Annotated in this window: 11 protein-coding genes and 1 pseudogene; 3 read left to right on the top strand and 9 right to left on the bottom strand. The window is 38.6% G+C overall.

Features of this window, described 5'->3' with window-relative positions:
* Window positions 1-162 precede the first annotated feature (162 nt).
* The 7 genes from CXF79_RS02200 to holA all read right to left on the bottom strand — a co-directional run bounded on the left by CXF79_RS02200 (window position 163) and on the right by holA (window position 7,154).
* Window positions 163-1,044 carry a septal ring lytic transglycosylase RlpA family protein gene (locus tag CXF79_RS02200; RefSeq protein WP_101153732.1) on the bottom strand — a complete coding sequence of 294 codons (882 nt, stop codon included), beginning with the start codon at window positions 1,042-1,044 and terminating at the stop codon, window positions 163-165.
* A 71-nt stretch (window positions 1,045-1,115) separates the two neighbouring features.
* Window positions 1,116-2,231: a rod shape-determining protein RodA gene (gene rodA, locus CXF79_RS02205; RefSeq protein WP_011042546.1), complete on the bottom strand. Its 1,116-nt coding sequence runs from the start codon at window positions 2,229-2,231 to the stop codon at window positions 1,116-1,118.
* Window positions 2,231-4,189: a penicillin-binding protein 2 gene (gene mrdA, locus CXF79_RS02210; RefSeq protein ID WP_011042547.1), complete on the bottom strand. Its 1,959-nt coding sequence runs from the start codon at window positions 4,187-4,189 to the stop codon at window positions 2,231-2,233. Before mrdA ends, rodA begins: the two co-directional genes overlap by 1 nt.
* Window positions 4,190-4,248: 59 nt before the next feature.
* Window positions 4,249-4,719 carry a 23S rRNA (pseudouridine(1915)-N(3))-methyltransferase RlmH gene (gene rlmH / locus CXF79_RS02215; RefSeq protein WP_011042548.1) on the bottom strand — a complete coding sequence of 157 codons (471 nt, stop codon included), beginning with the start codon at window positions 4,717-4,719 and terminating at the stop codon, window positions 4,249-4,251.
* Window positions 4,720-4,929: 210 nt separating this feature from the next.
* Window positions 4,930-5,250 (bottom strand): ribosome silencing factor, encoded by a 321-nt coding sequence (gene rsfS / locus CXF79_RS02220; RefSeq protein ID WP_011042549.1) that lies wholly within the window; start codon window positions 5,248-5,250, stop codon window positions 4,930-4,932.
* A 94-nt stretch (window positions 5,251-5,344) separates the two neighbouring features.
* Entirely contained in the window at window positions 5,345-6,037 is a 693-nt protein-coding gene (gene nadD, locus CXF79_RS02225; protein ID WP_101153864.1) for a nicotinate-nucleotide adenylyltransferase, read from the bottom strand.
* A gap of 52 nt (window positions 6,038-6,089) precedes the next feature.
* Window positions 6,090-7,154 carry a DNA polymerase III subunit delta gene (gene holA, locus CXF79_RS02230; RefSeq protein WP_011042552.1) on the bottom strand — a complete coding sequence of 355 codons (1,065 nt, stop codon included), beginning with the start codon at window positions 7,152-7,154 and terminating at the stop codon, window positions 6,090-6,092.
* 148 nt (window positions 7,155-7,302) lie between these two features.
* Here holA and CXF79_RS23555 point away from each other — a divergent pair.
* Window positions 7,303-7,506, top strand: a pseudogene (locus tag CXF79_RS23555) (hypothetical protein); the annotation flags it as partial.
* On the opposite strand, the gene CXF79_RS02240 reads toward CXF79_RS23555, so the two are convergent.
* Entirely contained in the window at window positions 7,502-8,005 is a 504-nt protein-coding gene (locus tag CXF79_RS02240; RefSeq protein WP_011042553.1) for an LPS-assembly lipoprotein LptE, read from the bottom strand. The pseudogene CXF79_RS23555 and the gene CXF79_RS02240 overlap by 5 nt on opposite strands.
* A 30-nt stretch (window positions 8,006-8,035) precedes the next feature.
* Window positions 8,036-10,627 (bottom strand): leucine--tRNA ligase, encoded by a 2,592-nt coding sequence (leuS, locus tag CXF79_RS02245; RefSeq protein WP_101153734.1) that lies wholly within the window; start codon window positions 10,625-10,627, stop codon window positions 8,036-8,038.
* A 206-nt stretch (window positions 10,628-10,833) separates the two neighbouring features.
* On the opposite strand from leuS, the gene CXF79_RS02250 reads away from it, so the two are divergent.
* Both CXF79_RS02250 and CXF79_RS02255 read left to right on the top strand, forming a co-directional pair.
* Entirely contained in the window at window positions 10,834-11,319 is a 486-nt protein-coding gene (locus CXF79_RS02250; protein ID WP_101153736.1) for a zinc ribbon-containing protein, read from the top strand.
* A gap of 148 nt (window positions 11,320-11,467) precedes the next feature.
* On the top strand, window positions 11,468-13,885 hold the full coding sequence (locus tag CXF79_RS02255; RefSeq protein WP_101153738.1) for a Lon protease family protein: 2,418 nt from the start codon (window positions 11,468-11,470) through the stop codon (window positions 13,883-13,885).
* The last annotated feature ends 90 nt before the right edge of the window (window positions 13,886-13,975 follow it).

Below are 13,975 nucleotides of genomic sequence, written 5' to 3' on the forward strand. Positions count from 1 at the left end.
CAACTGGACGAAAGTATACCACTTCTAAAAAACTTGGCTATGGGCAAAAAATAGATATTGTGCATAATTTCGCAGAAAACACGTTAAAAATGTAACAACGTTTATAATATTTGGTGTTAATCGACGCTATTGCCTTCTCTATTGGATATTTGTGCTTGATGTTTATTTTGGAGAGGTTCGCGGGTAAGCATTAGGGTAGCCATTTTCTTTTAATGACAGCAATAAGGCATTCAATGTTGCAATATCTCCAATAGGACCGATTTGAATGCGGTAAAGCCCTTGATGTTCAGGGTAACTGGTCTGTTGTTTATACTGAATTTCTAGTTTTTTAGCTGTGTTCATAGCAAGCTCTTTTTTGCTAGTTGCCAATACTTGAATATAGGGGGTAGTAATACCCATAGTAGTCTCTTTTTGGAGAGCACTTTGTTTTGGAATCGCTGATTTAACAAGGGCAGGGGTTACCGAACTAACTACAGAGGACGCTGGTTTTATTGCTGGAACTATAACCTTGCCTGTTTTTTTATCAAAATCAGTTATTGCGGTGATTTTTACTTGTGCAGTACCCGTTTTTAACATATCAAGTTTGTAAGCAGCACTATAGGATAAATCAATAATTCGTGATTGATGAAAAGGACCGCGATCATTGACGCGTACAATAACTGATTTATTATTCGCGGTATTGGTGACTTTTAAATAGGTCGGTAAAGGCAAGTTCTTATGAGCGGCGCTCATGGTATACATATCATAAATTTCACCATTAGAAGTGAGATGACCATGAAATTTTTTGCCGTACCAAGAGGCCGTACCTGTTTGTTCAAAACCTTGTGCACTTGCTAATACCTTATAAGGTTTGCCAAAAACACGATAGTCTTTATTACCACCGCGGCTATGTGGCTCTGCGCGGGCAAGGGCATCTTTTAGCTCCGCTTGGCTTGGTGTACGTGTCGGTGTGCTGTCATGTTTTTGTTGATAACGATCAGAGCTACAAGCACTTAATAAAGAAATCAGCACAATAAAATACAGGTGTTTAATAGCTTGGTTCATAACGTTCATAACTTTTATAAGTTTCACAATAAAGAGTAAGGCTTCAGTTGAATAGACCCGTTTATTTTAATCTAAACATGGAAGCGTCGATGCGTACTAATAGCCATTAATATGCCAAAACCTAACATTAATGTCACCATTGAAGTTCCACCATAACTAACTAAGGGGAGCGGTACGCCAACCACAGGTAATAATCCAGACACCATACCAATGTTAACAAAAACATAAACAAAAAAGGTTAGGGTAAGGCTACCAGCGAGTAATTTTGTGAAGGCATGCTGAGCATTGACCGCGATCCACAAGCCGCGCATTACCACAAATAAATACACGGCAAGTAAGGCAGCAACACCAATCAAACCAAATTCTTCACTAAATACTGAGAAGATAAAATCGGTATGGCGTTCAGGTAAAAATTCTAATTGTGATTGTGTACCTTGCAACCAACCCTTACCTTCAATACCTCCAGAGCCAATAGCTATTTTAGACTGAATTATATGGTAACCCGAACCAAGGGGGTCTTGCTCAGGGTTTAAAAAAGTAAGTACGCGTTGTTTTTGATAAGGTTTCATCAAAAACATCCATAAAATAGGAACGAATGCAGAGGCCAAACCAACACAAGCAGAAATCAGTTTCCAACTTGCTCCAGCAAGAAAAATAACAAAAATACCTGAACTGGCAATAAGCAGAGAGGTACCTAAATCAGGCTGTTTGGCTATAAGTAAAGTGGGTAGTAGCACTAGGATAAAAGCAAGTACTACCGTGGATATTTTTACAGGTAAGTTATCTTGGCTAACAAACCAAGCAATCATAATAGGCACTATGAGTTTCATGATCTCAGAAGGCTGAAATTTTATAAAACCTAAATCAAGCCAGCGTTGAGCACCTTTACCAACATGACCAAACAGCAATACACTTACCAGCATTAATAAACCTAATACAAATACCGGTACTGCCCATTTTCGATACACTAATGGTGGTATTTGCGCCACAATAAACATGCCTAGCAGGGCAACACCAATGCTTCTAGCCTTTCGATAAACAACGGCTATGTCTTGACCACCTGCGCTGTACACAAGAAACAGCCCTAAAGCCAATAATGTTAATAGACCTATTAATAGAGGAACATCGATATGAAGTCGTTGCCAAAGGGTGTGGATTTTTTGTTGGTCTTGTCCGCTACTGCGCATCAGTCAGCCTCTTGATGTTTGGTTGCTGTGGCTGAATTTACTTTTGCTTTAGCTTTATGTGTTTGGCTGGTAATGACTCTATCACCGAAATACTGATCCATCACTTGCCTTGCTACCGGACCAGCATTGGTTCCACCACCACCTTTAGCTACATTTTCAATGGCAACGGCAATAACAATTTCAGGTTTATCAAAAGGTGCAAAAGCTATAAACATAGCGTTATCGCGTTTATTTTCCGAAGTGGTTTTTGCATCATATTTTTCATTTTGTTTTATGCGTGCAACCTGCGCTGAACCGGTTTTACCTGATGCATCATAGGTAGACCCTTTAAATGGCTTATATGCGGTAGCACCAAATTTTTGTACGGTATTATGCATAGCATGTAACACAACATCCCAATTTTTATCATCTTTAAGCTTTAATGGCGCACGTGGTTCATAGATTGTTGGCGTAATTTGGTGATAAGCGTTACCACTACTCTCAATGATCAATTCACTATTGGCTTTTAATAAATGTGGCACCTTGCGCTCACCATGATTTACCAAGGTGGTTAGCGCTTGGGTTAATTGTAGTGGTGTAACCGTCCAGTAACTCTGGCCAATACCAACAGAAAGCGTTTCGCCTGTGTACCAAGACTTATTGTATCGTTCACGCTTCCAAGCAACGCTCGGCATTATAGCTTTACTTTCTTCGTGGATATCGATGCCGGTATAGTCACCAAAGCCAAACCTTTCCATCATATTACTGATTTTAGTGATGCCTAATTTAAAGGCCAAATCATAAAAATAGATATTACAGGATTGCTCTATAGCCTTGGTTAAGTTAACCATGCCATGTCCCCAAGGCTTCCAATCTCGGTATTTATTAGGCAAGCCATCTAGTTGATACCAACCAGGATCGTAAATTTCGGTAGTTGGCGTAACAACATTTTCTTCTAACCCTGTTAACGCGAGAAAAGGTTTAACGGTAGAGGCTGGAGGATAGCCTTGCACACTTCTATTTATTAGAGGTAAATCTTTTGATTCAAGTAATTTTTTATAATTTTTACTACTGATACCGTGCACAAATAAGTTACCGTCGTAGCTTGGGTTGGAATACATGGCTAAAATTCCACCTGTACGAGGATCCATTGCTACAATTGCGCCGCGCTTACCTGATAAAGCACGTTTAGCAATCATTTGTAATTCAATATCTAAGGTTAGTGTGAGGTCTTTACCTGGCACTGGCGGAGTATAATTGAGGGTACGAATTATTCTGCCTTGGTTATTTATCTCAACCTCTTGATGGCCAATGGTGCCATGAAGCATATCTTCATAGTATCTTTCGATACCTAGTCTACCAATGCCATAAGTCGCAGCATAATTTTCAGATTTACCTTCTCGTTCTAATTTATTAGCATCTTTTCTGTTTATGCGAGCTACATAACCTAGGTTATGCGTGGTTAAGTCGGAAAAAGGGTAATAGCGCTTTAAGCGAGCGCTTACAAAAACACCAGGGAACTTATGCTGATTAACTGAAAATAATGCAACTTGTTGATCACTTAAACGCGAGTGTAATTCTACCGGTTTAAAACGACGTTTACTTTTCATGGATTTGAAAAATTTAGCTTGTCTTTCCGGACTAATACTGAGTAACAGACTGACTTGCTCAATGCTGGCTTTAATATCATCAACATCTTCAGCGATGACTTCTAAACTATATACCGGTTTATTGTCGGCGAGTAAGACACCATTTCTGTCATAAATTAAACCGCGATTTGGCGCAACAGGCAGTAACTTAATTCGATTAGAGTTGGAGCGTGTTTGATATTTTTCGAAAGATTCAACTTGTAAGTTAAATACATTGCCAAAAAGCACTAATATGACCAGCACAACGCCAGCAAAAGCGATGAAGGTACGTCGAGCAAATAAATTTGCTTCAGCGGATTGATTTCGAATAACAATGCGACGTGGAGACATTAGCGCATTCTATTAAAAATATTTACTAAAAGTATGGCTAAGGTAGTCATTAACAAAAGCTATTCTCTATGATAAGGGTGGTTAGTGTTTACGCTCCAAGCACGATACAAGCTCTCAGCTATGAGTATTCGAACCATTGGATGAGGTAGCGTAAGTGCTGATAATGACCACTTTTGCTCTGAAGCTTTAATACAAGCGGGCGCTAAACCTTCGGGTCCACCAACAAGTAATGCGACATCTCTGCCATCAAGTTGCCACTGTTCAAGCTGTTTGGCAAGTTTTGGTGTTGTCCAGGATTGCCCTTCAACTTCAAGGGTAACTATACGATTTCCCTTAGGAATTGCAGCAAGTAATAACTCACCTTCTTTAGCGAGTATACGGCTGATGTCAGCATTTTTACCACGTTTTCCTGCAGGAATTTCAACTAAGTTAAAACTTAAATCGCGAGGGAAACGACGGCTGTATTCTGCAAACCCTTGGCTAACCCATGCAGGCATTTTACTACCAACGGCATATAAAGTGAGTTTCATAAATCTATGTGAACTATTAGGTTTATTATCATGAAAGGTTTTTGAGCTACTTAGCCGATTGAAATAAGTCGATTTAAGTAACTAGGTTGAAGTTGACTAGATCGAAATTTTGATAAAATAACGAGAGCAGGGGCTATAGAGGAGTAATCGTCTATTTAGATTTACACCGCACTACACTCGTTTTATTATTAAACAATGTTAACAAGTAACTTATTCAGCCCAAAGCTGCTCAAGGTTATACTTATCACGTTGTTCGTCAGTCATTACATGAACGATGATATCGGCTAAGTCGACTAATGCCCATTCACCAACATCGTTACCTTCCATGCCACGTGGCTCAGTACCTTGAGCACGACACTCCATAGCAACTGATTGGGCAATAGATTTTACATGACGGTTTGAATTACCTGAACAAATAATCATGTAATCAGCAAAGCTTGCTTTGTCGCTAATATTAAGAGCGATGATATCTCTGCCTTTCATGTCTTCAAGTTTTTCTATGACAAATGCTTTAAGTTGTTCAGTTTGCAAGGTGTTATTCCTATCGTTAATCGTAACTTTTGATGTGCTCTTTATCGAGCGACTATAAATAATAGTGCGATATTAACACTTTTTGCGCGCAGGGTTAACGGTAAAGATTATTTTTGTTAATAAATTCTGAAATTGAAGGGAGTAATTGATGATTACAACTTTGTTTTTGCACCAATTCTTGACGAATATGTGTTGATGAAATATCAAAAAAACATTTATGGACAAAATATATCTTACCTGATTCATGTTGCATTAATTCAGTCATGTCAGTTGTTTGATGATTATTCAGTAATGCCTTTGTTTCATCATTTAATCGTTCAACAGGATAATTTGGTCGAGTATTAACGACCAGATGACATAAGGACAAAATTTCTTGATATCGATGCCAATGAGTAAATGACATCAGAGAATCCATGCCAATAATAAAATATAAAGGCTGATTAGGATATTGCTGTTTCAGTTCATTGAGCGTATCTACCGTGTAAGAGTGTCCCGAACGCTTTAATTCTCGTTGGTCACAGGTAAATAATGTACTATCTTCACAAACAATCTCAACCATAGCTGCACGTTGCTCGGCACTTGCGTGGGGGACTAAGTCAGGTGAAATTTTATGGGGTGGAATGTGTGCCGGTATTAATAGTACTTTTTGTAAATCGAGCTCATTGGCAACGGCTTGAGCTGATCGAGTATGGGCTAAGTGAATAGGATCAAAGGTTCCACCTAAAATGCCAATACCTTTATCTAGGCCAAGTTTGTCTAAATTGTTTTCTTTACTTTTATTAGCCATTTTTCGATTCGTCATCATCTCTTTAGCTATATCTGCATTTTATATTGTGGCATTAGCCATAATTAAGACTAAAGGCTGCTGTTTTTTCACCGTGATACAAGGTGATGCACAAATCAGCTAATAGAATAAAAATATTAAACTCGCTGCTGGTTTTACTTAATAAGTCTATATCAGCAATACGCATCATGGCTCGCTTTACGTTATCAAGTTTGATGTGTGTTAAGGCATGTTGGTACAAAGGTTTACGTTTATCCCATATACGGTATTGTTTATAAATATTAGCAATACTTTCACCTTGGGCTAACTGATTTAACATGGCGTATAACTGGTTTATCTCTTTATGGAACACCCAAATCAGTTGTGCGGGCGCCATGCCTTCTTGCTGCAGTTGATCGAGCATAGTGATACATTTAGCACAATCACCACGCAATAAAACTTCGATGACCTGAAAAGGATTAAACTTCGCTTGTTTAATGATTAACTGCTCTGCTTGTTCAACACTAATTGTTTGTGAACCAAAGAGTAACACCAGTTTATCTAGCTCTTGGGCAAGGGCAAGTAAATTACCTTCAAACAGTTCAATAAGTAGCGCGTTTAATTCGGGAGATATATTAAGTTTCAACTGTCTGGCTTGATTATTCAACCATTGAGGCATGAGCTTTAGCTCGATATCATACAAGGGTAAATAACAGCCTAATTGGGTTAGACTTTTAAACCATTTTCTATTTGCACTAGCTGCATCAAGTTTTGCGCCATGGAATATAAAAATAACATCCTGTGGAACATGACCGCTATTAATGTCTTGCGTTAAGCGCTCAGCCAAAGCGAGTAAAGCCTTGTTTCCTGCATCGCCAACTTTTACCGTTGTTAACTCTACTTCAATGATACGTTGGCTGGCAAAAAGGCTTAGTGATTGATATTCATCAAGCAACTGCTGCCAATCAAAAGCAGTATCACTACTAAAACGAATGATCTCACTAAATCCTTGGCTTTTAGCATTATTTTTAATGGCAGCTAAGCTGTTATCTTTTTGCCATGGCTCATCACCAAAAACCAACCACACAGGTTTAAAACCCTGTCGTAGCGTATTGTCTAGTTGGTTATGGTAAATTTTCATGAAGGCCTTTATTATCTATAATAACTTGCTATAAATTTTTTACAGTGAGTTGTAAAACTAATCAAAATTTAATGACTTTAACTAGGGTCTGTTGATCTTTCTCGGTTAAATTTTGTTCGAGATAAAAGCGTTTTAATCGCGGCGAGTAGTGTGTAGCCTAGTTACTCTAAGCAAATACTACTCAACAATGAGTAAGACGCTTTTAGTCGAATCCATCGGACAGCGTTTGTTGGACATTTTTACGGCGTCATCGCCTTTTTATGTGGAACAACCACATGACAAAGGCTCTGCCTTGTATAAATACCCAACAAACCACTGCAAAAACAATCTCGAAAGGTCAATAGACCCTAGCGTTGAATTCTTGCTAAATCACGTAATATTTTATCGGCAGCCGATGTTCTCATTTCACTTAACAATAAAGATAACTCTCGGCTTTTTGCTAGAGCGATATTAGGATCATCTTGATAATCGCGATAAAGTTCAAAGCGAAAATCTCTCGCATCTTCACCAGTAAAACGGACCTGATAATGCACTGAATAGATCAGTTCATACTCTGCTACTTGACCATTAGAAAATAACGATAACGTTCGTCTATCTAATTTATCAGAAAGAATACGCAATTCAGGAACGTCAGCTTTTGAATGCTTTAATACGTTAACTTGGTTGCGTGTTAAATTGAGTTTAACTAGGCGCGTTAACTCTCCATGAATATCACTTGAGCTAACATAAAGCGTTTGTAAGTCATCATCGAGCAAGTAATCACCACGTAGTTGAAAACCACAAGCGGACAATAAGCTTGTGGTCAACAATGCGATAATTAAGCTTTTAATGACAAGGCTTAATTTATACATTTATCTATAACCTGTTAGTTGCTGCATACGTTAGTTGGCGACAATATTAAGTAATTTACCTGGAATATAAATAACTTTGCGTATGGTGTTACCATCAGTAAACTTCAAAACGCTTTCATCATTTAAGCCAAGTGCCTCAACATCTTCTTTACTCGCATCGGCGGCAACAGTTATTTTTGCACGTACCTTGCCGTTAACTTGTACAATGATAAGTTTTTCATCTTCAACTAAAGCACTATTGTCGACGACAGGCCAGCTAGCATCTTCAACATTCTCATCACTACCGCCAACTAATTGCCATAAATGGTGACATAGATGTGGGGTAATTGGCGTTAACATTAATACCACTGCGCGAACAGCTTCTTGCATTACCGCTTTATCTTCATCACTGTTTACTTTAGCTTTGCCCAAATGATTCATTAACTCCATAATGGCAGCAATGGCGGTATTGAAAGTATTGCGACGACCTATATCGTCGGTCACTTTCGCAATGGTCTTATGTAACTCACGACGCAGCTTTTTATGATCAGCGTTTAATGTTAACTCAGCAATATCGACCACGGCAGAGTTATTGGTACTTTCAACAAATTCATGCGCTAATTTATAAACACGTTTCACAAAACGATGTGCGCCTTCAACACCGGCATCAGACCATTCTAAGGTTTGCTCTGGTGGTGAAGTGAACATGATAAATAAACGTACCGTATCAGCACCGTATTTCTCGATAACTTCTTGTGGGTCAATACCGTTGTTTTTCGATTTAGACATTTTGCTCATACCTGCAGATAACACAGGTTGGCCGTCAATTTTACTAATGGATGAAGTTATTTGACCTTTTTCGTCACGCTCAACTTCAACATCCGTTGGTGCAATCCACTCTTGTGCGCCGTTGTCAGCTTCACGATAGTAGGTTTCAGCTAACACCATGCCTTGACATAAAAGCTTTTTAAACGGTTCGTCACATTTAACTAAACCGACATCTCGCAATAACTTATGGAAGAAGCGAGAGTATAATAAATGTAGGATTGCATGTTCGATACCACCAATATATTGATCTACTGGCAACCAGTAGTTTGCTTTGGCAGGATCAATCATTTGGGTGTCGTCATTTGGTGAACAATAACGTGCGTAATACCAAGAAGATTCCATGAAGGTATCAAAGGTATCGGTTTCACGAAGGGCTTCTTCACCGTTATAAAGGGTTTTTGCCCATTCTGGATCTGCTTTAATCGGTGAAGTGGTGCCATTCATTACCACATCTTCTGGCAATACTACCGGTAATTCATTTGTCGGTACGGGTACTGACTCACCATTGGCAAGGTTAATCATTGGAATTGGCGTACCCCAATAACGTTGACGAGAAACACCCCAATCACGTAAGCGGTAGTTAGTCGTCGTTTTACCTTTGTTTTCGCTGATTAACTTGTCGCTGATGGCTTTAAACGCTTCTTCAAAATCTAAGCCATCAAATTCACCAGAATTGATTAAGGTAGATTTTTCAGTGATAGCAGCCTTGTTAATATCATCAGACTCTTGCCCAGCAATAACTTGCTCAATAGCCAAACCATATTTAAGCGCAAATTCATAATCGCGTTGATCATGTCCTGGTACAGACATTACAGCACCTGAGCCATAATCCATTAGCACAAAGTTAGCGGCCCAAACGGGCACTAATTTACCAGTAAGCGGGTGAATGGCTTTAAGGCCGGTATCAACACCTTTCTTTTCCATTGCAGCCATATCAGCTTCAGTGGTTTTACTGTTTTTACATTCATCAATAAAAGCAGCTAAATCTGCATTATCCACCGCGGCAGCTACTGCTAAAGGATGCTGAGCAGCAAGCGCAACATAAGTAACACCCATTAACGTATCAGGTCGAGTGGTGTAAATATCAAAGCTTTCAGTCGAGTCAGCAACGGCAAAAGTCATCTCAACACCTTGAGAGCGACCAATCCAATTACGTTGCATGGTTTTTACTTGCTCAGGCCATTCGGTTAATTGATCTAAATCATCAAGTAATTCTTCGGCGTAATCAGTGATTTTAATAAACCATTGTGGAATTTGTTTACGCTCAACAAGCGCACCTGAACGCCAGCCTCTACCGTCAATCACTTGTTCGTTTGCAAGTACAGTTTGATCGACTGGATCCCAGTTTACCGTGGCATTTTTCTTATACACTAAACCTTTTTCGAAAAGCTGGGTAAAGAACCACTGTTCCCAGCGATAGTAATCAGGTTTACAGGTAGCTAACTCACGGCCCCAGTCATAACCAAAACCTAGTGATTGTAATTGATTACGCATGTAGTCAATATTTTCATAGGTCCACTTCCCTGGCGCTGTTTTGTTTTTAATCGCAGCATTTTCAGCGGGTAAACCAAAAGCATCCCAACCCATTGGTTGCATGACATTTTTGCCTTGCATACGTTGGTAGCGAGAAATAACATCACCTAAGCTGTAATTACGTACATGACCCATGTGCAATCGACCACTTGGGTAAGGGAACATAGCTAAGCAGTAAAATTTTTCTTTGTCTGGGTTTTCAATAGCTTGAAAAGTGTTGTTATCAGTCCAAAATTTTTGTACTGTTGCTTCAATCGCTTGGGGATTATAAATGGCTTCCATTAAGACTTTCTCTAATGCTTTTAAGATGTTACCGAATTGCCTGCTATGCGACATAAAATTGTATAAACAGCGGCCAAATCGATGTTAGATTATCGCTGTAGAATACCTTATATAACTGGGTAACAACAAGCATAATTAAGCGTAAACTATAACTTTTCCTATACTTGAACCTATAGTTAAAGTAATACTCTTAAGGGAGAATACTAATGTCACAACAAAATGATTACTTTGCCGATATTTATCAAAAGCTGAACGACTGGTTGGTCGAGATAAAAGTTGAGCAAAAGCCACATATTGACGAGTTTATCAAGCAGGCTAAGTTATATGCGGGTGCTGCTGAAACAATGTCAGAGGAAAAACTGCAACAATTTACCGATAATTTAAAATATGATTTGCATGACTTTTATCAATTAAACCGAGCACAAGCCAAAAATTCGGTCTATTTAGGTTTATTAAATGAAACATTATGGGATAACCTCGCTCAATTAACTGATAAATCCCAAGTGGAATGGGCAGAGCTTGTTGATGACTTTAATCATGACGGTTTATACAAAAGCGGTGATTTCATTGGTTTTGGTGAGCTGCAATGTGAACAATGTGATGAAAAAATAACAATTATGCATTTTAGTGAAATTAGTGACTGTGTTCATTGTGGTTCAAAAGAGTTTGTTCGCCTCCCTCTCAAACCTTAACTTTACAATTACTTGTTAGCATAAATGTTAGCAAGTACACTAGCGCCAAAATTTCGATGCGCATATTTAGAAATGTTAATTTCGATATGCTAAGTTCGATTCTTTCATTATTAGGAGCGTGACTCATAACGCTCTTTAAAGGATTTATATGACTAAAATGCCTACTTGCCTTGCAGATCAAACCCGTCTGGGTATTGATGATCTCACTTCTTCTTTGTCAGCTTCATTATTTTCCGATGGGATAAAACCAGTCAATAAAGGCAATGAATTTGACGCACAGGGATTTGTCGGTCATGAAAGAGCAAAAGAGGCTTTAGAATTTGGCTTATCTATGTCTGCTATTGGCTTTAATGTTTTTGCTATGGGGGAACATGGCACAGGCAGGCAAACATTAATTAAACAAATGTTAACTTCGCTCGCTAGTGCGAAAACGGCACCAGATGAATGGTGTTATACCAATAACTTTGACGAAAGTCATATTCCGTTAACGTTGTCGGTTAAGCCTGCTGATGGTAAAAAATTATTAGTAAGCATGAATAAATTTATTGATGGCTTACTGAGTTTATTTCCAGAGGTTTTTGATAATCCGGGCTACCAAAGACAAAAATCAGCCATTGATCGAGAGTTTAATCAAAAATACGATCAAGCTATTTCAGTGGTTGAAGAGCTTGCTCTAAAAGAGAATGTGGTTCTGTATGAAGAAAATGGCGAAGTAGGTTTTTCACCTTTAGTTGAAGGCAAGCCATTAAGTGATAAAGAATTTTCTAATCTAAATGAAACAGATAGAGCTAATTTTTATAAATCATTAAATGAATTAGAAAACGTGCTGTCTGAGCAACTATTAGAGTTACCCTTATGGAAGCGGCTTTCTTTTGACCAGTTACGAAAACTTAAAAGTGATACCGCCGAGAGTGCCATCAAACCTTATATAACTGAATTAGAAAAAGAGTTTAGTAATAACGAAGGAGTACTAAGCTATTTAGGCAAAGTGAAAAGCCACGTAGTCGATGCCGTTTTAGAGATTTTAGTAACCGAGTCTGATGATACCCCTACAGATAAAGAATTACGTAAATTAATGGTTGAACGATTTTTACCAAACCTACTGGTACCACGAGATAACACACAAGGGGCACCTGTAGTTTATGAACAAAACCCGACTTATCAAAACTTATTTGGTCATGTCGACTTTGCTAGTTTTCAAGGGAGTAGCTATACCAGTTACCGCTTGATCAGACCAGGCGCATTGCACAAAGCTAATGGTGGTTACTTACTATTAGATGCTGATAAAGTGTTAAGCCAACCTATGGTGTGGTCACGCTTGAAGTTAGCGTTAAAAACTCAACAGATCACCATTGAAAATCCTTATTCAGAATATAGCCCACCTAGCGGATATAGCTTACAGCCAGAAAAAATCCCGCTGCAAGTTAAAGTAGTACTGCTTGGTGATGCAGAAATTTATTACACCTTACAAGATTACGACCAAGAGTTTACTGAGTTATTTAGAGTCTTAGCCGACTTTGACCGCCATCTTGATAAAACAGATAGTAATTTAATTGCGTTTGGACAATTAATCAGACAACGTGCTGATAAACATAATTATCCTGAAGTGAGTGATGATGCAGTTTTAGAACTAGTTCGTTATGCCCTTAGACGAGGCGAACATAAATATAAAGTGTCAGCAAATATTGTACAGGTGAATGATTTACTCGACGAAGCAAATTACTGTTGGCAAAAGCAGGGTAGCGAAGGCCCATTAAAGGCTCAACATATTGCTTTAGCACAAGCTGCTAAAAAACGTCGTATCGGTCGGTTGAGCGAAACATGGCTCAGTGAAATTAAAGAGCAACAAGTACTGATTAATACCGAAGGTGGCTTTATCGGTAAAGTGAATGGCTTAACGGTACTTGAGATAGGAGATAGTGTTTTTGGTACTCCTGCACGTATAACTGCAACCGTTTATGCCGGTAGTGAAGGCGTTACAGATATTGAACGAGAGGTTGACTTAGGTAAGTCTATTCACTCCAAAGGTGTTTTACTGTTAACGGGTTATTTGGGCCACAAGTATGGACAAACATTCCCTGTAAGTATTTCTGCCAACATTGCCATAGAACAATCTTACGGACATATAGACGGTGACAGTGCTTCTATGGCTGAACTCTGTGCTCTTATTTCTGCTATTACTTTATTACCAATAGATCAAAGTCTTGCGATAACTGGTTCCATTAACCAACACGGTGAAGTGCAATCAATTGGCGGTGTAAATGAGAAAATAGAAGGCTTCTTTCAGTTATGCCAAGATAAAGGTTTAACAGGAACACAAGGAGTTATTATTCCGAAAACTAACGTCATTAACTTAATGCTTAATGATGAAGTGATTAATGCTGTAGCTCGCGGAGAGTTTTCAATACATGCCGTTGAAAGTATTGATCAAGCACTGGAGTTATTGATGAATGTGGATGCTGGCATTATTAGTAAGACCGGTCGTTATCCGCGTAAATCTATTCATGGCCTGGCGCTTGATAAGTTGGAGAATTTTTCCGATATACTTAATGGCTCTGAAGAGTAATATTATAATCTTCAGTTATGATTGATAAGTAGGCGCAAATAGTTCGAAAATTGCTCTTGTTAGTGCTTTTGTTTATAATAGTAAAACAAA

The sequence above is a fragment of the Colwellia sp. Bg11-28 genome (genome assembly GCF_002836245.1).
GTDB lineage: Bacteria > Pseudomonadota > Gammaproteobacteria > Enterobacterales > Alteromonadaceae > Colwellia > Colwellia psychrerythraea_A.